Here is a 20,920-nt window from a genome sequence, read left to right as displayed (position 1 = left end):
GGCTGGGGCCCAGGGTTCCGGGGGTCCGGGGGCCCAAGGTTCGGGGGTCCGGCGGCCTCGAGGGGCTCTGCGGGCGGGGCGCCGCGGGGATCGTGACCGACGGGTCGCCGTGAGCGGTGACGCCTGGTCCGGCTCCCCCGCCGGGTCTGACACGATGGGGACATGCGCGCGCGATACGGAGTTCCCCTGGGAATCGCGGCGGTTGGCGCCGCCGGACTGATCTACTCCGCGGGTTTCGAGCCCCGCTCCTTCCGCCTCCGAAGGGTCACCGTACCCATCCTGCCCTCCGGCATGCGCCCGCTGCGCGTTCTCCAGGTCTCCGACATCCACATGGTCGGCGGCCAGCGCAAGAAGCAGCGCTGGCTGCGCTCGCTGGCCGGCGTGCGCCCCGACTTCGTGATCAACACGGGCGACAACCTCTCGGACCCCGAGGGCGTACCGGAGGTTCTGGACTCGCTGGGCCCGCTGATGGAGTTCCCGGGGGCGTACGTCTTCGGCTCGAACGACTACTACGGTCCGAAGCTGCGCAACCCCGCCCGCTACCTGCTGGAGAAGGCGTCCGGCCGCCACGGCCTGAACGGCAACCCTCCGGTGGTCGACGCGATCCACAACCCGTGGGAGGGCCTGCGCGACGGCTTCGACGCCGCGGGATGGCTGAACCTGACCAACACCCGCGGCGTGCTGAAGATCGACGGCGGCCTGTCGGTCGAACTGACCGGCCTGGACGACCCGCACATCCGGCGTGACCGGTACGCCCGGGTGGCCGGCGGTCCGTCGGGCGCGGCGGACGTGTCGATGGGCGTGGTGCACGCCCCGTACCTGCGCGCGCTGGACGCGTTCGCCGCGGACGACTATCCCCTGATCCTGGCCGGCCACACCCACGGCGGCCAGGTGTGCATCCCCTTCTACGGCGCCCTGGTCACCAACTGCGACCTGGACACCGACCGCGTGAAGGGCCTGTCCACGCACACGGCGGAGGGCCGCACGTCGTACCTCCACGTCTCCGCGGGCTGCGGCGCCAGCCGCTACGCGCCGGTGCGCTTCGCCTGCCCGCCGGAGGCGACGCTGCTGACCCTGGTCGAACGGGACTGACACCGGTGCCGGCGCCGGCGCCGGCGCCGAGCGGGACAGGCAGGACCGCGCACGGCGGGCACCTCCCGCACGGGAGGTGGGCACCGCCGCGGGCGGAACGAGCGCGGACGCGTCGAGCACAGGCCGAGCACGGGAGCAGGCCGATCAGACACGGGCCGAGCGGACACGGCACCGGCGAGGCAGGCAGGCAGGCAGGCAGGCAGGCAGGCAGGGACCGTACCGGCCGGGGGCGGGGCGAAGGAGCCGCACGGTAGGACCGACCAGGGATCACCCGAACAGCCCGCCCGCATCGCCCTGGATGTCCGCTTTTTCTAGCGTGAGGGCATGACCGCCCCGATACCCAAGGACATCCCGGACCTGCCCGCGGTCCCGGGAACACCCGCCCCGCTGCGCTCCCCCGTCCCGGCCGCCGCGGTGGTGACCCCCGTACGCCATCCCCTCACCGCGGCCTACCGCCTGCTCGTCGCCGCCCTCGCGGCCGGCGGCGTGACCCTGGCGGTGATGCTCGGCAGCCCGGCCCGGGTCCTGAGCTACTTCACCGTCCAGAGCAGTATCCTGCTGTGCCTGGTGTGCCTCTTCTCGGCCCGCCGCGCCTGGACGGCCCGCCGCCCGCTCCCTTCGGCCGTGACCGGTGCCGCGCTCCTGTACGTGGTGCTCTCGGCCCTGGTCTACCACCTGGTCCTGACGAACGCGGCCCCTCCGTTCACGATGGCGGACGCCACCGCCTCGACGGGATGGCACACGCTCGCCCACCACCTCCTGCACACCGTCGTCCCCGCGGCGGCCGTCCTCGACTGGCTCCTCATGACCGCCCCCGCCGCGCTCCACCTGCGCCAGGCCGCGACGTGGATGCTCTACCCCGCCGCCTACCTGGTCTTCTCCCTGGCCCGCGGCGAGCTCCTCCTCCCCGGCACCCCGGCCCGCTACCTCTACCCCTTCCTCGACGTCGACCAGCACGGCTACAAGAGCATCCTCGCCAACGCGCTGCTCCTCGGCCTCTCCTTCTACGCCCTGGCCGTCCTGCTGGTGGCCGTGGACCACATCCGCCCCAACCTCGTCCGCCACCGCGCCCACCACCACGGGAAAACCGGATTTCGTCTCCGGCCGCCGGTGGGCTAAAGTAAACGACGTCGCCGCGACGAGCAGCGACGCCGGGGTGTAGCGCAGCTTGGCAGCGCGCTTCGTTCGGGACGAAGAGGTCGTGGGTTCAAATCCCGCCACCCCGACAGCCAAGTAGCAGGCCAGAGGGCCCTTACCGATTCGGTGAGGGCCCTCTGGCTTTGCTGCGTGTCTAACTGCGTGACTATCGATCTGTGAGTCTTACCGGGTGACTACGAGTGCTGCGGATCGGTCCCGAAGATCCCGTCCATGACCACGGCACCGGTCTGGATCACGGGCCGGATCTGCTTCCGGTAGACCTCCTCGGTCACGGCCGTCCCGGAGTGCCCGACGAGTCGGGAGATCTCCTCCAACGGGACGCCGCGATCGGAGAGCAACGACACGAAGCTGTGCCGGAGCTCCCGGGGCGTCCACTCGTCGACGTTGATGCCGTCGACATCCTTGAGCGCCTGGCGGAAGGCGCGGCGGACGTTGGCGGCGTCGAGCGGCTTGCCCACGGCCGAGGAGAAGACGAGGCCGTGTTCCTCCCACTTGTCGTCAGCGGCGAGCCGGTCCCAGCCTTGATCCTCGAATTGCTGCCAGAGGGCTTCGACGCAGCGCGCCGGCAGTGCGAGCGTGCGCCGGGACTTCCGGGTCTTGGTGTCTCCGGTGCACCGGAGACACCGCCAGACGGCGATGTGGGGAGGCTGCGGCGGGTCCATTTCGGGGCGACCCTTCAGGAAGACGTGGTCCCAGGTGAGGGCTCGCAGTTCCTCGGTGCGGGCGCCGGTCAGCAGGGCGAGGACGACATAGGCGTGCATCGAGGTCCCCTCGGCGCCCTTGAGCACGGCCTCTGCTTGCGCGAACGTCAGCGCTTTGGAGGGACGTCCGGCCCGCCCCTGGGGGACCGAGCACAGCTCGACGACGTTGCGCTTGACCTTGTCCCGCGCCATGGCCCGCTTGACTGCGCGGTTCAGGCACGAGTGGATCGATTGGAGGGTCCGGGTGCTGAGGCTCTGCGCCTTCTCGGCAAGCCAGCGGTCCACGTCCTCCGCGCTGAGGTCGCGGAGCTTGCGCGCACCGAGCGAGGGAATGACGTGCCTCTCGCTCAGGAGCGTGGTGGTTTCGACGGTGCTGGGGTCCAGGCCGGCCAGGCCGTAGGCGAGCCAGTCCGTGACCGCGTCCTTGACGGTGTAGTTGGTCGGCGCGACGGCGAGGCCGTCCTCATGGTCCCGCAGTACCTCCTTTAGCTTGTTCTTCGCCTCCGTCTTGGTCCTGCCGCTCCCCCGCTTCACGATCCGCTTCCCGCTCGGGTCGAAGCCGAGGTTCGCCGTGGCGATCCAACGCTGTCTCTTCTCGTCCCAGTGCAGGCCGCCGTCACCGCGGCTACGACGCTTGGTCATCAGGCCGCTTCTCCCATCTGGTGGCGGATGAAGGCGCGTACGGCGTCGTCCGGGATGCGGCGGCATCCGTCGACCTTGATGGAGACCAGGCGGCGGGTGCGGATGAGGTCGTACACCTTGGTGCGGCCGACCTTGAGCCGGGTCATGACCTCCGGCACGGTGAGCAGTTCGGGCGCGGCAGTGGTCATGCTGTGGCTCCTTCCAGGGCGAGTTCGTCCTTCAGGGCTTCGCGGGCGGTGTCCCTGGAGTGCCCGGAGCTTGCGTCGCCATCTCCGGATGAACCACGGCAGTCGGGCCGTCTGTCCGACCGGGTGCGCGAGCAGCACGCGGTCGTCCACGCCCTGATGGATGAGGGGCTCGGGCTGCGGCCGATCGCCCGTCGGCTGGGCCTGGCCCGCAACACCGTCCGCCGCCTCGCCCATGCGGCCACCGCGGACGAGCTCCTGGTGGGACGGTGGACCGGCCGGACCAGCATCCTCGACCCCTACAAGCCCTACCTGCATCAGCGGTGGGCGGAAGGCTGCACCGTCGCCCGTCGGCTGTTCGAGGAAGTCCGCGAGCGCGGCTATCCCGGCGGCGAAAGCGTGGTGAAAAGGTACGTCCAAGGGCTCCGCGAAGCCTTCCCGCACGACGATCCGCCCCGCAAAGCGCCGTCCGTGCGCGACGTGACCAGCTGGATCACCCGCCACCCCGACCGGCTCGACGACGACCAGGCCCAGCAGCCCAAGCAGATTCTCGCCCGCTGCCCCGCCCTCGACCGAACCGCCGAACACGTCCGTGCCTTCGCCGAATTGATGAACGACCGCCGGGGCCAGGACCTCGGTCAGTGGATGGATGGCGTGCAGGCTGACGACGTGCCCGCCCTGCACGGCTTCGTCACCGGCCTCGGCCAGGACCTCGACGCCGTCGTCGCCGGGCTCAGCCTGCCCTACAGCTCCGGTGCCGTCGAGGGCCACAACAACAAGATCAAGATGATCAAGCGGCAGATGTTCGGCCGCGCCAACTTCGACCTGCTCCGCAAGCGGGTCCTCCTCGCGGCGTGAGGCCGTTCATGATCGCGGTTGTGGTGACCCTCCGTGGCTGCGGCACGGAAAGTGATCCAGAACCAGGGTTCGGCCGTCGTCGAGACCGACGACGCCATGCCCCCGCCATCGTGCGCGTGTTCAACGGCACCTCAGGCACCTCAGCCTCCGCGTGAGCCGCCGCCGTCTGTCTGAATTGCAATTCCGGCTGTACCCGTGAGCCGGGGTGGCTCTCCATGAGCTGGGCGACCGCACCAGGCAACGGCGAGCGGGTCTCAAGGCGCGTGTACGTCCGGGGCAGGGTGCTCGACGTTTCCTCGGCCTTCGTCATCCAGGCTGTCGGCACTCATCCCTTCCTGCCCGGTACGAGAGGACGGAAGGCGGCGAGGGCAGCTTCCCAGTCGGATGCGACCGGGTCTTCCGGAGGGAGGGCGGGACCCAGGTCCTCTGCCGCGCGGATCACGGCGGAGGCGAGTTCCGGCGCCGTCGTCCGTGCGACGACTCCGTCCTTACCAGCGACCGACAGGCCGTCTTTGGTCCGTCGCACGACAAGGCCGAAGGAGGTGTCGGCACCGGTGAAGCTCAGCATGCGGGCGTTGCCCCGGAGAAAGGAACCCAGGCTGTCCAGCAACTGGACGGCCGAAAGGTAGATCATCATGCCCTGATCGGGGATATGGCCGGCCGAGTCGGCCGTGCCGAGATCCCCAGTGACGGCCATGTCGCCCAGATCGAACCCGCTGGCGTCGCCCTGACCGGGCCGTACGGTGAACTGCACATTGATCACGGGGTGTAGCTCTTTCCTACCGGGAAGAAGGTGATGACGCGGTTTCCGTCCTCGGAGTCGACGATGAGCCGATATCGGGCCGACATGCCGTTCACGGTCATCCTCTTCTCGAAGGTCTGGATCCGGCGCCCGGGATCCGATACCCGCTGACCTCGCTCGATCATTGTCCTCACAGCCTTCTCCACCTGCCCACGGGTGGTCGACGGGGGCATCAGATCGCCGTGGCCGCCTTGGGCGGTCCCCGAGATGTGACGTTCGTCGATGTGCTGCCACCCCTCCTTGGGGTTCCCGTTCTCCAGCCTTGGAGTGGTGCGGCAGAGCGCGAGACCGTAGGGGTCCGTCCAGGTGAGCGGATGAGGGCCGTACCAGTACGGGTTCGGACCGGCTTCCAGACCGAGCGGATCCGGGGAGAGGTACGCCGCAGTCTCGGGATCGTAGTAGCGGTGGAAGTTCTGGTTGAGACCGGATTCCGCATCGGCGTACTGGCCGGGGAAACGCAAGGGGCAATCCACGGACTCGGCGTCGTCTGCGGGTGTCGGAAACTGTGTGCCCCAGAGGGTAGTACGCCGCTGCCAGGCGACGTCACCGTCGGGAGAGACGAGTTCGGTCGGGGTACCGATGGCGTCCGTGATGACGGCGTGGAAGTGAGTGGTATGGTCGGCCGTGGTCTCCTCGGCGAGCCGGGAAAGGAAGGACGCACCCGCAGGACCGACCACGTGGCTGCTGGTGGTCTGGGCGACGGGGCAATGTGTGCCGGGGGCGTAGTCCCACGTCGTGACGCCGCCGCTCGTGAGGAGTTGCTCGGCGAGAAGAGTCTCCTCCCATGTGAAGTCCGTTCGGTCGGCCTCCGAACCATCCGCCAGACAGCGGAACTTGGCGATGCGCCGTCCCAGCGGGTCGTAGGCATACCGCCATCGGTCACCCTCGGGCGTGACGACCTCGACGAGCCGGTCCTCCGCGTTCCAGGCGTACGCCCACGTCTTCGCCTGCCCGCTCAACAGCTTGCGCGTTTTCTGGGTCCGGCGGCCCTGGGAATCATAGGAGTACGTGGTGTCGCCTGCCCGCCGCACCAGCATGCCGTCGATGTCACGACCACCTGCGGCGACATGGGCGGCCGCGGACGCGTCAGTGAGGTTGCCGGCGCTGTCGTACGCGTAGGTCTCGCTCCAGCCATGGGCGCGTACACCCGTCACTCGGCCCATCGTGTCGATGTCGAAGCGGCGCGTGCCCGTTGTGAGCTCTCGGATCTCGGTCAGGTGGCCGTCGGCCCGGTAGGCGTACGCGCGGTGCTGCAACAGGTTGTGCGCACCCGCTGTGAGAGATTGGGCTGTAAGGCGGTCGACCGCGTCCCAGGTCTGCGTGAGGGCCACACCGCTGCCCAAGTGACGTTGTGTCTCGCGCCCTGCCGCGTCATGCGTGAAGGTCAGCGCGCCCGCTTCGGAACACAGCTGTGTCGGCCTGCCCGCCGGATCGTATGTCCAGTGCGAGGCCAGCCCTGATGGGGTCTCGCGTCGGACCCGGCGGCCCAGCGTGTCATAGGCGTACGTGGTGGTGCGGCCGTTGACGGTCTCGCTCACTATGCGGCCCATCGCATCCCGGGTGAACGCGACGTCCGCATCCGCGTTCACCGCCTGTGCGAGGCGGCCGTCCGCCGCATAAGCGAATGTCGTGACGTCGTCCGCGTCCGACCGTTGCTCCACGAGCCGCCCCAACGCGTCCCGCGCGAAGCGCAAAGTCTCCCCGGCTCCGTTGGTCCGCGCAGTCACCCGACCTGCCGCGTCGTGCGTGTACGTCAGCGTGCGGCCGTTGAAGTCCGTCTCGGTCACGAGACGACCTGACTCGTCGTAGGTGTACGACCAAGTGCGGCCCTGCGCGTTGATGACCTCTGTCAGACGCAGTTCCGTGTCGTAGGAGAACGCGTAGTGGGCGCCGTCCGGGTCGATTCTCGTGGCCGGTACGTCGAAATGGGCCGCGGTGTGCAGGGTCGTATGACCTGCTGGATCAATGTGGGAGAGAAGGTTTCCCTCCGCGTCCCAGGACCACGACTCCCGGGTGCCGTCGGGCTGCTCGCGCAGGGAGGGCTTGCCCTCCGTCGTCCAACCGAGGCGTGTGGTGTGGCCCAGCGGGTCCGTCATCTCAACCACCCGACCGAAGGCGTCCCGGCGGATGGCCGTCGTGTGGCCCATCTCGTCCGTCAGGGTGACGGGCAGGCCGGCGTCGTCGTAGGCGACCGTGCGGGTGTGGCCGAGGGCGTTGGTGATCGCCGTGGGGCGGCCCGCCGCGTCGTTCGTGTACCGCGTCTCGGCGCCGACCGGGTCCACGGTGCTGAGCAGGTTGCCCCTCTCGTCGTACGTGTGCCGCCAGACCACCCCGCCGGGCTCGACCACTTCCGTGGGCAGGCCAAGCGCGTTGTACGCAGCCCGGGCGACCGAGCCGTCGGGCAGGCTAAGTCCGGTGATGTTGCCCGCGTCGTCGTAGGCGTAACGCGTGGTGTGACCCAGGGCGTCGGTGACCGTCATAGGCTTGTCGCCGTACTCGTCCCACTCCGTGCGGGTGACATGCCCGAGTGGGTCGGTCTCCTCCACCACCAGGCCCTCGGCGTTGTACCGGTGGACCGAGGTGTGGCCCTGGGAGTCGGTGTACGTCGTGGTGCGTTCTTCGTCGTCGTACGTCAGTGTCCCGGAGAGGATGCCGTCGACGCCGTCGGTGCGGACGACGCGGCTCCGCTCGTCGTAGACGTACGAGAACCAGGTGCCGTTGCGGCCGGTCCAGCGGGTGACGCGGCTCTCGGTGTCGTAGGTGAAGCGGAGGGGTTCGCCGCTGGAGTTGATGACCTCGGTGAGGTTGCCGGCGGTGTCGTAGGCGTAGCGCATGACGAGCGTGCCCTCGTCGGGCGCGGCTGATGGGCGGTAGCGGGAGGGCGGCTCGTCCAGGAGGCGCAGGGCCGTGATGCGTGGGCCCTGGGTGTCGACGGCAACGTAGTAGCCGCCGGAGTGGCGGATGCCGAAGGGGATGCCCTCGTCGCCGCGTTCGACGTCGATGCGGTTGCCGTTGCGGTCGCTCCAGGAGTCCAGCGCCAGGTGGAAGACGCCGAAGGTCGGGGAGGGGACAGGGGCGGCGAAGGTGCGCATCACGCCGGTCGCCGGGTCGGTGACCGTCATCGCGCCGTCCGGCTTGCCGTCCCACTCCAGGGGCCAGCGCGGGCCTTTCACCGGCATCGTGGGAACGCCCGGTTCGGGCACCGGGTACACCAGGCGCATGCCGTCCGCCGCGGCGAAGACGACGCCCTCGCCGTCGATCTGGAGGCACTCGTCCAGGGTGGAGATCCAGGTCGGGCCGAAGCAGACGCCACCCCGGTACGAGGACAGGTGCGTGCGCGTGAACTCGAAGGGGAGAGCGGCCGGGAGGGTCAGATCGGTCTGCGTCATGAGCATGGCGCCGGTCGCCACGTCGATCGGCTCGCCTACGCACGGGGTGCGCTCGGCGCTGCGGGCTGCTGGCCCCAGTTCCACCAGGTCGGGGCGGAGCGACGGCGGGCGCAGTAGCGGAGCGCTGTCGAACAGCGCGCCTTCCATGCCCGCCTTCAGCACTCCGCCGCCCGCGCCGAGCGCACCGCCGAAGATCATGCCGTCCTGTGCCGCCTGGTTGACCTCGTCGAGGCTGAAACCGTGCTGGAGGCCGGTCGCCATCTTCAGGGGCTGTGCCACGGCGAGGTCGACCGTGACCGACTCGACGCCGCCGAACGCCGCGGCGACCAGCGCGCCCGCGGCGATCTCGGCGATCGTCGTGGAGACCGCGACACCCAGCGTGGCGCCGAATTCGACGACCGCCTCCGCCGCCACGGCGGCGGCCCCCGAGGCCAGGCCCGCAGTGAAGAAGGCCAGTGCCACACCGCCCGCGATGACGGCCGCGTCGATGCCGATCTGCGTCCACAGCTTGTTGATCGCGTCGTCGATGGCGTCGGCGAACTTCTCGAGTGCCTTGGCCATCTCCCGCGCGGAGTCCGCCAGGTCCTTCAGCCAGCCGTCGTCGTGATCCGTGGCGTACCGGCTCCAGAACTTCTCGAACGCCTCGATCGACTCGCCCGTGTTGTTGTGGACGACCGACGACGCACTGCGGTGCACCGGTGAGCGGACGTCGTCGACGGAACCGGCGAAGGCACGCCAGGCGTTCGCCGCATCACGCAGCTTGCCCGAGTCGGCTTCCGGCCACCACAGGCCCAACTTGAGAAGGATGTGGCGGGCCTCGTCCTCAATGCTCACCGCCACCACCGCTCTGCTCGCCGGTCTTCACCTCGGTGAACATGCCGGCGACGAGCTCGTCGTGGTCCACATGTCCGTCGGCCATGTCCACCATGGCCTCGTGAATGCTCGTCAGGCCGAGCACCAGGATGGCCGCCGCACTCTCGATCTTCTTCTGCTGCGGCTTGTAGGCACTGCCGAACTCGTTGCCCTGCTTGTCGTGCCCCCAGGGCTCCCCGAGCCCGTCCAGCGTCTTGACCAAGGTGGTCAAGGCCTTGCTCAGATCGATGGCGCCCTGGTGGAAGGCCGGTGCCGCCGCCTTGATGTCGGCGGTCTTGATGTCCAGGACCTTGCCGGGGACCTTGCCGTCGCCCATCGCTGCCGTCTCCCCCCGGTTCGCGATTGCAGCTTCCGACCCTAGGGGAGAAGGGCCAAGGAAAGGTCATATTGAAGGCACGTGCAAGTAATGTGTCGGCAGCGGGCACGCCGTGGATGAGTTCGAGTTCATCGCCTTCGTCCGACCAGGCACCAGCATTCGCCTCATGGTGGTTATGTACTGCAACCGAGCCGGCCTGTCCCACGACGGGAGGCGTGTGGCGACTTGCTCGCCGTCGAACAGCCCGCACCGCCTTCTGTAGGAACCTCCCCATACCCGGCCGGACTCCTCGACACCGGCGCCCACCCCATACGACAACGTCGGTCTCCAAGGCCACCACCGGATCTCGGAGACCGACGTCACGCAGGCCCCGAATCAACCAAGCATCACACCGGTACAGGTGCCGCACAGCTACCAGAGGGCTGCCGCGCGGGCGCACAAGAGATCGTTCAGCACACGCACTGGCGACGTCGGACAGAGAGTCAGGCGAACGTCGAGCGCCGCCTCCCACTGCTCGGTCAGCCCCAGCATGAGGCGCTGTCGCATTCCCGGGGTGACGTGGGCGTAGCGCGCCGAGACCGAGCCGTCGATGTGACCCATGCGTTCGTCCATGAGCACCGTCTCGGTTCCCAGGTCCTCCATCATCGTCCGGTGGGTGTGGCGAAGGCCGTGGGGCGTGAGTCCCTTGGCTGTCGGGAGCCAGCAGGCGTCGGCTCGTGCGCTTGCACCCCGTCCCCGTGCCGGGACGCCTGGCCAAGGCTCGCCGAGCAGGGGTACCGGCCGTGGCTCCTGCGGTGCCTTCTTCGGGTACCAGCCGGAGACCGCCGGCGTGAACAGCCAGGTCGCGAAACCGTTCCTGCGCCAGTGGGGGGGCATGCTCTGGCACGACGCCGCCCCGGACGAACCGGAGGTCCGCGATGGCCTGCTCGACCTTCGCTCGCGTGGCCTCGGTGACGCGTTCGGGGTGGTTGAGGACGTTGGACACCGTGCCGGTCGAGACGCCGGCACGACGGGCGACGTCGACGAGCTTCGCGCCCTGGTGGCCCCCGGTACGGGCCGCGCCCTGTCCTCGGAAGACGTGGGTCTTGCCGTGGCAGGGGCACGGCTTGGGCTTCGTGCGGGCGATGTGGTTGGCAACCAGCGCGGACAGGCAGTCCATCGAGTCGATGGTGCGGTAGCTGTCGTCGTGGCGCTTGTAGTTCTGCATGGTCGAGGCCGCCAGGTCCTGGGCCTCGTACCAGCGGTTCGCGTACTCACCGAAGGTCTCCTGGCCGAGGGCCGGGTCGCGCCAGTCGCCGCGACGGTACTTGTTCCCGGCCTCGGCCGCTGCCCGTTGGGCCTCGCCCTTGGTGGCGAACCTGATCGCCTTGCCGTTCTCGTCGACGACCGTGTTGTGCTTGCCGGGCGCGACCTTGTACCGGCCACGCCAGTAGTTTCCGCGCTTCTCCGCGAAACCCAAGTTCCGCTGTCCCCCTCTTCCTTGTCCTCGTCTACGGCAGGTTCGATCGGGTCACGCGACAGTGCCGTACTGCTGCTGTCGACGCGGCGGGCGGGCCCGCAGGCGGGTAGTCGGAGCAACGACAGGGCGGCGAGGTTGCGCGGAGCCGGTCTGCGTACCGGGCTCGGAGAGCGGCTCGGTCGCCCGTGCGACTGGCGGCGCGGGCTGGGCCGGCCGCTGCTCGTAGAGGCGGATGATCTCGGGGAGGTGCTCGGCGGTGAAGCGGTAGGCGCGGCCGACCCGGGTGTGCGGTATCAGGCGCCGTCGCGCGCGGTCCTTGACTCACCAGGCCGAGCATCCGAGGGTGTCGGCGACTCCTCGGGGCGGTAGAGGCGGGGCGGAGGGGCGTCGGACGGCCTGGGGGGGGACGAGCGCGGGCGTGGATCGGTGCAAGGGGGCGGCTCCTGGTCGGGAAGTCGGGGAGGGCTGCGTGGGCGGCTCAGGCGGCGCCCGGCCCCTGGAGGAGGGCGCGGACGACCTGCTGGTGGAGCTGTGGCCGTATGTGTACCGGGAGGCGTTTCCGGACTGGTCGCGGAAGTTCATGGAGTACTCGGAGCGGGCGGTGGTCATCCGTGAGTACGCGGCACATGTGGTGCCGGGCTTGTTGCAGACCGAACCGTACGCGCGGGCCGTGCTGAGCGTCGGCCGGACGCTCGGCAGCGAAGAGCAGTTGGCGGAGCGGGTCGCCGTTCGCATGGGGCGGCAGGAGCGCCTTCGTATGCCCGACCGGCCCGAGCTGTGGGTGGTCCTCGACGAGGCGGTGCTCAAGCGTCCGGACCAGGCGGTGATGCGCGAGCAGTTGGGACGCCTGCTGGCGACTGGGGCGGATCGTCATGTCACAGTGCAGGTACTGCCGTTCGATCAGGGTGAGCACGATGTGATGGGCGGCTCGCTCACCGTTCTCACCATGCCGGACGACTCGGAGATCGCCTACACCGAGGGCGCGCACTACGGCCAACTCATCGAGGATCCGGACGAGGTCAGGGGCTTCTCACTGGCCTACGGTCGGCTGCGGGCGGAAGCTCTGCCCCCGCTCATGTCACTCGACATGATCCGATCCGTGCTGGAGGACAACCGCCATGGCTCGAATCTCCCGTCCCGAACTGAACGGCGCCGTCTGGCGCAGGAGCAGTTACAGCAATCAGGAGGGTGGCAACTGCGTGGAGGTGGCCGACGGATTCCAGGAGGCCGTCGTCCCCGTCCGTGACAGCAAGGTTCCGCACGGTCCGGCGCTGTACTTCGAGGCCGCCTCCTGGGCGGCTTTCATAGGAGAGTTGAAGGCCGAGGGGCACCGTCGCTGAGCCCGCCGGGCTCTGGTCGCCGTCCGCGCGTCGGGCTCACCGGACCCCTGTCCGCGAGGGCCCGGCAGGCCGCTGACCTCCCCAAAGAACCGGGGGAAAGAACCACCCGCCCGCCCGCCCTACCCGGGCGGACGGCCCGCGTCACTCGTCCGGGTGACCGGCTTGCAGGTGCGGGATACGGGCGGTTACGTTCGCCGCGACAACCGCACACAGACTTCGGCCCCCGGCCGGGATTGCCGTCCCGATCGAGGGCCTGACCGATCAGGAAGAAGCACGCTTCCCGATGGCTGACCCGCAGTCTAACGCGCCCCTGCGCGCTGCCGCCGGAGCTCCGACCTCCGGCGTGATCCACGTCCGCACCCGGCTGACGGCCGACTTCACCGTGATCTCCAACGCCCTCGCGCAACGACGCGGCAGCGCCGTCACGGTCGGCGTCGCGGCCTACATCCTCTCCCTGCCCGACGGCACCCCCGTGACCATCACCGCCCTGTGCGACCACTTCGCCGAGGGCGAGATCCTCATCTCCCGGGCCCTCAGGGAACTCGAAGAGGCCGGATACCTGGAACGCCGCCGCGAGCGGACACCCACGGGGCAGGTCCGTACCCGCACGTACTTCTACGACGTCCCCGACGGCGCTCCCGAGCCCGAGCCCGACCCCGAGCCCGATCCGGACGGCCCGCCCGAGCCTCCCCGACCGCGTCGGCCCCGGAAGCGACCCGGCACTGCGGCGGTCACGCCCCCGTCGGCGGCCGTACCGGAAGCGGCGCCGGCGCCCGCCCCGGCCGAGACGCAGACGCCGGTCGCCGTTCCGCTCGCCGACGCCGACCCCAAGGCCATCGCCGTCCTCGCCAACCTGCGCCGGATCGACCCCCGCCTGATCCTCTCCGAACAGGAAGCCGCCCGCCTCGCCCCGGCCGTCACCCGATGGCTCGCGGCGGGCCTCCTGCCCACCCAGATCACCGACCACCTCACCGCACGGCTCCCGGACCACTTCCTGACCCGCCCGGTCGGCATCCTCGCCTACCGGCTCAAAGAGACCCCCCTGTCCGCACCGCCGAGAGGCGCGGAACACCCGGCAGGCCCGGCCGCCGTGCCCCTGCGGAACTGCGACGGCTGCGACCGGGGATTCCGCTCGGCGCAACCCGGCCGCTGCCGTGACTGCCGACGGCGTGAGGGACGCCTCCCTGCCGTCGCGTGAGGCGGCGGTCAGGGCGCTTGACCAGAAGGGACACGAGAATGACACTGGGTGTACGACAATTGTCATACACCCGGAGAAGGGAGGTAGGAGTGCCCCCGAAGACGGAGCAGAAGAGCCACGTCTCAGGTACCAAGGCCAAGAAGCGCACCTCGACCACGACAGCCCGGACTTCAGGCACCCGTCAGAAGCAAGCCGGCAGCGGTACGACAAGCGTGGCTCAGGTGCGGCTGCGTCCGGACGAACTGGCGGATCTGCAGCGAGTGATGCAGACCCTCAAGCTGCACTCGCTCTCCGACGCCTTGCGCGAGGGGCTTCGCCTGCTTTCTCGCGAGGCCACCGAGGTTGCCGCAGCTCAGGAGATCCGCGACTTCTACAAGGGTGGCCAGGCTCCGACACCCGAAGGCGTTCTGCCCTCGACCGAAGATGAGCTGGCCGCAGCCGACGAGATCGAATGGTGAACACCGGCTCGGCGCTGCGCGGCGAGGTCTGGGGTTGCGCCCTGCCCAACCCCATCGGGCCGCATCCCGTGGTCGTTCTCACGGTCAATCGCGTTGCCGAACCACTGTCGGCAGTGACTGTCGCCGTGATCACAGGGACACCCGGGCCTGCCTCCACCCATGTCCCGGTCGGCTCCGACTGCGGGGTGACCAAGTACGACGAGTCCTACGTGAACTGCACCGACCTGCACACCGTGGACAAACCAAGGCTCCGGCGGCGTCTCGGCCTGCTGGATCCGAGCGAGATGCGGCGTGTGGAGGAGTGCGTTCGCGTGATCATGGGGCTGGCGTGATCGTCACCCGCCCCAGGGAACCCCGCCCCCGTCGCACTACCGTTACTTCGCCGCGGGCGCCCACAGGGCGGCCACGATCTCCATCTGCTTGAGGACCAGGTCGACCGCCTCGCGCTCCTCCTCCGAAGTCTTCCCCACCGTGGGGCTGTTCCGGGACACCATCACCTGACGATGCCGATCTCACCTGGCCGCCGGCATCAGCAGCCACATGGGCCTCAGCAGCCCCGCCGCCCTCTGATGGCCTGGTTCGAGCGGCGGTATATCTTCGCTTCCGCGGCGCGTCGAGTATCTCTCCGCGTCGTCATAGGGAGGGAAGGACATGCGTATATCACTGCTTCGGCGCGCGGCCGCCCTGGCCACGACGCTGGGGCTCACCTCGCTCGGGCTGCTCGGCGCGGGTGCGGCGCCCGCGCAGGCCGCGGTCAGCGACTGCCCGTCGGGGTACTTCTGTGCGTGGAGGACCGGTGACGGCACGGGCTCGATGTTCAAGACGAACGCGAGCAAGGCGACGCTGGGCACGTGGGACAACAGCTTCAACACGGTCATCAACCGCACGTCCCTGACCACCTGCCTCTACGACGATGCCAACTACGGTCTGGCGAGGGGTTACAGCACCTACGAGCCGCGAGAGACCTACGCCACCAGCATGGATCCCTACGCCAGCTCGCTGAAGTTGGTCCGTACCGTTCGGGAATGCGAAGGACCCGCCTACCCGTACTGGTACGCGCCGACCGTGCCCAAGCTGTCCGGCTTCGGTGACATGAACGCCGACCGGAGATCGGACATGCTGGTCCGCGACAGAGCCGGGCGCCTGTGGTTCCTGCCCGGTGACAACACCGGCCGCCTGGTCGGTACCGGCGGCTGGAACGCGATGAACGCCCTCACCCGGCACGGTGACTTCAGCCGCGACGGCCGCGAGGACGTGATCGCCCGCGAGGCGTCGACGGGGAAGCTGTGGCTCTACCCCGGCACGGGCACCGGAGGCCTCGGTTCCCGCAAGCTCGTCGGCACCGGTGGCTGGAACGGCATGTCGGAGGTCACCGCGTTCGGTGACCTCTCAGGGGACGGCCGAGCCGACCTCGTCGCCGTGGAGAAGTCCACCGGGAAGCTGTGGCTCTACCCAGGGACCAGTGCCGGGGGTCTCGGCGCGCGCAAGCTCATCGGCACCGGCGGCTGGAACGGCATGCGGGCCCTGGTCGGGGCAGGCGACATGAACAGTGACGGGCGTGCCGACCTTGTCGCCGTGGAGAAGTCCACCGGGAAGCTGTGGCTCTACCCCGGCAAGGCTGGGTATCTCGGCTCCCGAGTGCTGATCGGTACGGGTGGCTGGAACGCCATGAGTTCCCTCACGGCCGTCGGCGATTGGTCGGCCGACGGCCACGGGGACCTTCTCGCGAAGAGCGGCGACTGGCTGGTCCAGTACCAGGGACTGGGTACCGGCGGTCTACGGCCGGGCGAGTGGAACAACGCCAGTTGGTGGGGCCTGGACAACGGAGGCTTCTGACCCGGGCCCGTGCTGAGTCGTGACTGGCCGAACGAGAGTGGGAGTTCGCGGTCGTGGCGGGAAGATGCCCGGCATGACCACGCCCCCCACGCGCCACGAGGCTTCTTCTCGACCTCGCCACCTGCCTCATCACGCACCGCCACGTCCAACGCCTTTGTCAGGACCTCTGAAGGCGCGTGCAAGTCCGGGGCAGCGTGCTCGACGTTTCCTTGGCCTTCGTCGTCCAGGCTGCCGGCACTCACCCCTTCTCGAAGGTGCTCGCCCGGGCGCCCGGTGAGGAAGCGCAGCGCGGTCGGCCAGGTCCGGCTCGGCCGGGAGGGGGTCGTGCGGCTGCAGCGCCGTAGGGAGACGAGGGCGGCTCCCCTCCCCGCGGCGTCGGGGTGGCCGGGCCGGTACGGGCCCAGGGGGCCTAGGGGGGCCTAGGGGTGGGCGTGGCAGAAGGTGCGGATCGTCTGCTGGAAGAGCTCGGGTGCCTCCAGGTTGCTGATGTGGCCCGCGCCGGGGATCACGGCCAGTTCGGCGTGCGGGATCGCCTCCCGGAAGGCGCGGGCGACGCTCAGCGGTGAGCGCGCGTCGTGCTCGCCCCACAGCAGGAGGGTCGGCACCTCGATGCGGGGCAGCAGGTCCGTCTCGTCGGCCTCGGCCATCAGGAACAGCTGCGCCCGCATCGTCTCCGGTCGGACGTCCCGGCCCATGGCCTCCAGCAGCGGCACGTACGGCGCGGGCGGATCGCCGGCGAACAGCCCCGGCAGGGTCGGGTCGAACTCCTCACGCGGGACCGCGAGCATCCGCTTCGCTCCCTCGACGCGGGCCGCGACCTCCTCCGGAGGCAGGGAGCCCTTCCAGCCGGCGTACGTGTCCACCAGCAGCAGCGTCCTGACCAGGTCCGGGCGCTGCCGGTACAACTCGAGGACGACCGTCCCGCCCCACGACAGTCCGGCGACGTGGGCGGGGCCGAGGCCCACGTCCTCGATCACGGCGGCGAGGCAGTGGGCGAAGTCCGGGAGCCCGAAGCCGGGCGGCAGGTCGCCGGACCGTCCGGAGCCGGGTTCGTCCCAGGCGACGACGGTGAACGCGTCGGCCAGATCCTCCCCCTGCGGCTGCCACATCCGGCCGTCCAGGCCGGCTCCGTGCACGAGTACCAGCGCCGGCCCGCGGCCTGTGCGCGTGTAGGCGATCCGCACGCCTCCGGCCCGGACCACTGCCATACCACTCAGGCTAGAGGCGTTCCCCGGATCCGGCCGCGGCCGGCCGAGGACCGGCCGCGTCTCGCCGCCCCGCGGGATCCGTAGGGTCCCCAGCTGCCGGTGTCCCAGGTACCTGTCCGTGCTCGTCCCCACTGCGGGGCCGGGGTGGGGTGCGCGGGAGAAGGACGAGTGCGGCAGGAGGTCCTCTCGTCAGGCGGGGAGCCAGTCGGGCCACGGGGGCGGGATGTTGCTCGCGGGGCAGAGGCCGGAGTCACCGTGGTAGCCGTCGAGCGTGCCCCGCGTCGCGAAGAGCCACCAGGCCGGCAGCACCGTGGCGGCCACCACGAACAGGACCGGCAGTGCGCGGCGGAGGGGCGCCGGCGCGCGCGGCGCCAGGCCTCGGCCGGCGGCGAACGCCACGAGCCCGAGCAGCGCTTCGACCGCCACGGCCAACGGCAGCAGGACGTTGAGCTCGAAGCGTCCGCCGGCCTCGTAGCCCGCGTCGCAGTAGGCGCGGGCCCAGACGGTCAGCGTCCAGCCGGCGCAGCCCATGGCGGCTCCGAACAGTACGGCCCCCGCCGCGGGGAGGCGGGACTCGGATCTCGCGTTCGGTGTGTCCACAGGGTGACAGGACATCACCTGCGCCCTGCGCGGTTCCGGAGTGCTCCGTAGGGCCGGGCCTGGTCGGGGACGGGAGTGCCGGGGGCCGGGACCGGGCCGGACCGGGCCGGACCGGGCCGGACCGGGCATCCGGTGGGGCGGGGGTGCGTGAGGCCGAGGCCGGCGTGGGACGGGCGGGGAAGCGGGTGCGGCTCGGGTCCTGACGAGCGGGCCGGCCGGTGGCCGGGGGCGGCCACCCCACGGCGGCGGCTACGCCCTCCCGGACGTCCAGGGCCCGGACGTCCGCGTGTCGCGTGCCCCGGGAACTTGGCGTCCAGGCATCCGGGTGTCCGCGGCGCCGTAGGGTCGGGGGCCAGGTGTGTGGTGGTGTCGGCGGGAGGCTGCCGCGGCGGGCACGGCCACCCGCGTCTGCGTGCATCGCCGTTGAGGACCGCGGTTGGCGTGTTGCAGCCCTCCGCGGACCCGCTACCCGACTGGAGGCCCTGACATGACCAGCAGGTTCACCGAGCTCGCGATCGACTGCGCCGACCCTCGCGCTCTGGCCCGGTTCTGGTGCGCGGTCCTCGACTACGAGGTGCAGGACGAGGAGGACGGGCTCGTCACCATCGGCCCCTCTGCGGTGCCCGGCGGTGGGAACGGGCGCGGGCCGGTGCCGCCGACGTTGACGTTCGCGCGGGTGCCCGAGGGCAAGACCGTCAAGAACCGGATCCACCTCGACGTCAGCCCGGCCGACCGGGAGCGGGACGAGGAGGTCCGCCGCCTGCTCGGCCTGGGGGCCCGACGTGCCGATGTCGGCCAGGGCGAGGAGAGCTGGGTCGTGCTCGCCGACCCGGAGGGGAACGAGTTCTGCGTCCTGGCGGGCCGCCGCCCCTGATCGCGGGCCCGTGCACCGGGCACGTTCGATCCGCCGGTGCCACCGTCGGGGCGGCCACGGGTGTACGCCGGGCGCCGGTGCTGGTGGCAGCCCGCGGTCCGGCCGCTCGCGGCGCCCGCGGGCGGCCAGGCGGGTGACGCAGGCCGAGCAGGCCCGGAGGGCGGACCATAGGTTGGGGGAGGGAACCGGCGAATCGGACCAGAGGACCAGAGGACCAGAAGAGGGGCCGCTCACATGGCAGCAGAGGTTGATCATGCGGCCCTGTTCGCCGCCACCCCCAGCCCCTATCTCGTCCTGGGTCCGGATCTGGTGATCGTGGACGTCAACCGCGCCTACCTGCGGGCGACCGGGCGGACGCGGGAAGACCTGGTGGGGCAGTACATCTTCAAGGCCTTCCCCGACAACCCCGACGACCCCGACGCCGACGGGGTGCGGAACCTGGACGCCTCCCTGCACCGGGTGCTCGCCACCCGCAGGCCCGACACCATGGCGCTGCAGAAGTACGACATCCCCGTCGTCAGCCGGCCCGGAGTGTTCGAGGAGCGGTGGTGGTCGCCGGTGAACACGCCGGTCCTGGGCCAGGACGGGGAGGTGGCGTGGATCATCCACCGGGTGGAGGACGTCACCGCGTTCGTCCGGGACCGGCGGGCCTCCGGAACCGCCGGTGCCGGGGACGACGGGACCGGGGACGTGGAGCGGTCGCTGGAGGCGGAACTGTACGCGCGGGCGCGGGAGCTGCAACGCCTCAACGACGAGCTCCGCAGCGCCCACACCCGGGACCGGAAGGTGGCCGTGACCCTTCAGCAGGCGATGCTCCACGCCCCGGACCTGGCACACCACGCCCACGACATCGCGGTCCGGTACCTGCCCGCCACCGGGTCGCTGAACGTGTGCGGTGACTGGTACGACGTCGTCGACCTGCCACCGGACCGGCTCGCGCTCGCCGTCGGTGACGTCATCGGCCACGGCCTGGAGGCCGCCGCGGTCATGGGCATGCTGCGCAGCGCCCTGTCGGCCGCGATCCGTGCCCTGGAGCGCCCCGCCCAGGCCCTGGAGGTCCTGGGCCTGTACGCCCGCTCGATCGAGGGCGCCCTGGGCACGACCGCGCTCAAGGCGATCGTCGACCGGCGCAGCAAGCTGATCAGCTACAGCAGCGCCGGCCATCTGCCGCCGGTGCTGGTGCACGCCGACGGCAGTACCGAGCTGCTGGACCAGGCGACCGACCCGCCGCTGGGCGCGCGGCCCGAGCATGTGCCGCGTCCGCAGGCCAGCATCCACTACCGGCCCGGCGACACCCTGGTGCTGTACACCGACGGGCTGATCGAGCGTCGGGACGAGGACGTCGACACCAGCCTGCGCCGGCTGACCGACCTGCTCACCGAGTGGTGTCGGCTGGGGGCGGAGGAACTCGCGGACACGCTGCTGGCACGGCTCGGGGTGGCCAGCGGCAGCCAGGACGACGTCGCGCTCATCGTCGTCCGCCTGTGAACCGGTGAGGGGCCGTCCTCCCGTGCGCACCGCTGAAGGGCCGTCCACCTGTCACCCGCTGAAGGGCCGTCCACCTGTCACCCGCTGAAGGGCCTTCCGTGTGCGCGCCACCGAGCAGGTGCGTGCGAGCCACCCGGGCCACGCCGTCGCGTGCGCCGCCGAAGCACCGTGCGGGCGAGCGCCGCCGGAGCGTCGTGCGGGCGGGCGCCGCCGAAGGCACGTCCGCAGGTGAGCGGCCGAGGGGACGGCCCGTGTGCAGCCGTCCAGGGGCCTCCGCGGGCGAGCCCGCGAGGGTTCGTGTGCCCATGACGTGACGCCGCCGAAGAACCGTGTGCCCATGACGTGGCACCGCCGAAGGGGCCGGGTACCCGGGGGGCCGCCGGAGGGTGATGGTCGGCCGGTGCCCGTGTGCGGGCGGACGGGCGCCCGCCGGGCCTCGGGCA

17 protein-coding genes, 1 tRNA gene and 3 pseudogenes are annotated in these 20,920 nt (G+C 70.5%); 12 read left to right on the top strand and 9 right to left on the bottom strand.

Annotation, left to right across the window (positions count from 1 at the left end):
* Positions 1-162: 162 nt before the first annotated feature.
* The 3 genes from JS756_RS23375 to JS756_RS23365 all read left to right on the top strand — a co-directional run bounded on the left by JS756_RS23375 (position 163) and on the right by JS756_RS23365 (position 2,318).
* Positions 163-1,092, top strand: a complete 930-nt coding sequence (locus JS756_RS23375) for a metallophosphoesterase (protein WP_205385139.1) — start codon at positions 163-165, stop codon at positions 1,090-1,092.
* A gap of 324 nt (positions 1,093-1,416) precedes the next feature.
* Positions 1,417-2,211, top strand: a complete 795-nt coding sequence (locus JS756_RS23370; RefSeq protein WP_205385138.1) for a Pr6Pr family membrane protein — start codon at positions 1,417-1,419, stop codon at positions 2,209-2,211.
* Positions 2,212-2,244: 33 nt separating this feature from the next.
* A tRNA-Pro gene (locus tag JS756_RS23365) sits at positions 2,245-2,318 on the top strand.
* A 105-nt stretch (positions 2,319-2,423) separates the two neighbouring features.
* Here JS756_RS23365 and JS756_RS23360 read toward each other — a convergent pair.
* On the bottom strand, positions 2,424-3,593 hold the full coding sequence (locus tag JS756_RS23360; RefSeq protein ID WP_205385137.1) for a site-specific integrase: 1,170 nt from the start codon (positions 3,591-3,593) through the stop codon (positions 2,424-2,426).
* Positions 3,593-3,781 carry a helix-turn-helix domain-containing protein gene (locus JS756_RS23355; protein ID WP_205385136.1) on the bottom strand — a complete coding sequence of 63 codons (189 nt, stop codon included), beginning with the start codon at positions 3,779-3,781 and terminating at the stop codon, positions 3,593-3,595. Before JS756_RS23355 ends, JS756_RS23360 begins: the two co-directional genes overlap by 1 nt.
* Before the next feature lie 123 nt (positions 3,782-3,904).
* Here JS756_RS23355 and JS756_RS23350 point away from each other — a divergent pair, with 123 nt between their 5' ends.
* A complete protein-coding gene (locus tag JS756_RS23350) occupies positions 3,905-4,636 on the top strand; it encodes a transposase (protein WP_205385135.1) in 732 nt (243 codons plus the stop codon).
* 325 nt (positions 4,637-4,961) lie between these two features.
* Here JS756_RS23350 and JS756_RS23345 read toward each other — a convergent pair whose 3' ends face one another.
* From JS756_RS23345 to JS756_RS36910, 5 genes and pseudogenes are all read right to left on the bottom strand, one after another.
* Positions 4,962-5,399 (bottom strand): hypothetical protein, encoded by a 438-nt coding sequence (locus tag JS756_RS23345; RefSeq protein ID WP_205385134.1) that lies wholly within the window; start codon positions 5,397-5,399, stop codon positions 4,962-4,964.
* The gene (locus tag JS756_RS23340; protein WP_307790931.1) at positions 5,396-9,661 is read right to left on the bottom strand and encodes a DUF6531 domain-containing protein; all 4,266 of its coding nucleotides are present in this window, start codon (positions 9,659-9,661) and stop codon (positions 5,396-5,398) included. The genes JS756_RS23345 and JS756_RS23340 overlap by 4 nt, the downstream gene beginning before the upstream one ends.
* The gene (locus JS756_RS23335) at positions 9,651-10,016 is read right to left on the bottom strand and encodes a hypothetical protein (RefSeq protein WP_205385132.1); all 366 of its coding nucleotides are present in this window, start codon (positions 10,014-10,016) and stop codon (positions 9,651-9,653) included. The genes JS756_RS23340 and JS756_RS23335 overlap by 11 nt, the downstream gene beginning before the upstream one ends.
* Before the next feature lie 411 nt (positions 10,017-10,427).
* Positions 10,428-11,475: pseudogene (locus JS756_RS23330) on the bottom strand (LacI family DNA-binding transcriptional regulator).
* Between the two features lie 51 nt (positions 11,476-11,526).
* A pseudogene (locus tag JS756_RS36910) lies at positions 11,527-11,907 on the bottom strand (helix-turn-helix domain-containing protein).
* On the opposite strand from JS756_RS36910, the pseudogene JS756_RS23325 reads away from it, so the two are divergent.
* From JS756_RS23325 to JS756_RS23300, 6 genes and pseudogenes are all read left to right on the top strand, one after another.
* Positions 11,894-12,721, top strand: a pseudogene (locus tag JS756_RS23325) (DUF5753 domain-containing protein); the annotation flags it as partial. The pseudogenes JS756_RS36910 and JS756_RS23325 overlap by 14 nt on opposite strands.
* Positions 12,675-12,815, top strand: coding sequence for a DUF397 domain-containing protein (locus JS756_RS36905; RefSeq protein ID WP_307790928.1), 141 nt, complete (start codon positions 12,675-12,677; stop codon positions 12,813-12,815). The pseudogene JS756_RS23325 and the gene JS756_RS36905, both read left to right, overlap by 47 nt.
* A gap of 283 nt (positions 12,816-13,098) precedes the next feature.
* Entirely contained in the window at positions 13,099-14,013 is a 915-nt protein-coding gene (locus JS756_RS23315) for a hypothetical protein (RefSeq protein ID WP_205385130.1), read from the top strand.
* An 89-nt stretch (positions 14,014-14,102) separates the two neighbouring features.
* Complete coding sequence (locus tag JS756_RS23310) at positions 14,103-14,471, top strand: hypothetical protein (protein WP_205385129.1); 369 nt, start codon at positions 14,103-14,105, stop codon at positions 14,469-14,471.
* Positions 14,465-14,803, top strand: coding sequence for a type II toxin-antitoxin system PemK/MazF family toxin (locus tag JS756_RS23305; RefSeq protein WP_205385128.1), 339 nt, complete (start codon positions 14,465-14,467; stop codon positions 14,801-14,803). Before JS756_RS23310 ends, JS756_RS23305 begins: the two co-directional genes overlap by 7 nt.
* A 319-nt stretch (positions 14,804-15,122) precedes the next feature.
* Complete coding sequence (locus JS756_RS23300; RefSeq protein ID WP_205385127.1) at positions 15,123-16,307, top strand: FG-GAP-like repeat-containing protein; 1,185 nt, start codon at positions 15,123-15,125, stop codon at positions 16,305-16,307.
* Positions 16,308-16,726: 419 nt separating this feature from the next.
* Here JS756_RS23300 and JS756_RS23295 read toward each other — a convergent pair whose 3' ends face one another.
* Entirely contained in the window at positions 16,727-17,515 is a 789-nt protein-coding gene (locus JS756_RS23295; protein WP_205385126.1) for an alpha/beta fold hydrolase, read from the bottom strand.
* Positions 17,516-17,704: 189 nt separating this feature from the next.
* Complete coding sequence (locus tag JS756_RS36900; RefSeq protein WP_307790924.1) at positions 17,705-18,115, bottom strand: hypothetical protein; 411 nt, start codon at positions 18,113-18,115, stop codon at positions 17,705-17,707.
* 487 nt (positions 18,116-18,602) lie between these two features.
* On the opposite strand from JS756_RS36900, the gene JS756_RS23285 reads away from it, so the two are divergent.
* Both JS756_RS23285 and JS756_RS23280 read left to right on the top strand, forming a co-directional pair.
* Positions 18,603-18,989: a VOC family protein gene (locus JS756_RS23285; protein ID WP_205385125.1), complete on the top strand. Its 387-nt coding sequence runs from the start codon at positions 18,603-18,605 to the stop codon at positions 18,987-18,989.
* Positions 18,990-19,223: 234 nt separating this feature from the next.
* Complete coding sequence (locus JS756_RS23280) at positions 19,224-20,477, top strand: PP2C family protein-serine/threonine phosphatase (RefSeq protein ID WP_205385124.1); 1,254 nt, start codon at positions 19,224-19,226, stop codon at positions 20,475-20,477.
* Positions 20,478-20,920: the final 443 nt, after the last annotated feature.

The sequence above is a fragment of the Streptomyces actuosus genome, from assembly GCF_016921115.1.
GTDB lineage: Bacteria > Actinomycetota > Actinomycetes > Streptomycetales > Streptomycetaceae > Streptomyces > Streptomyces actuosus_A.
Note: the sequence above shows the minus strand (reverse complement) of the source record. Positions and strands in the feature narration are given on the sequence as shown.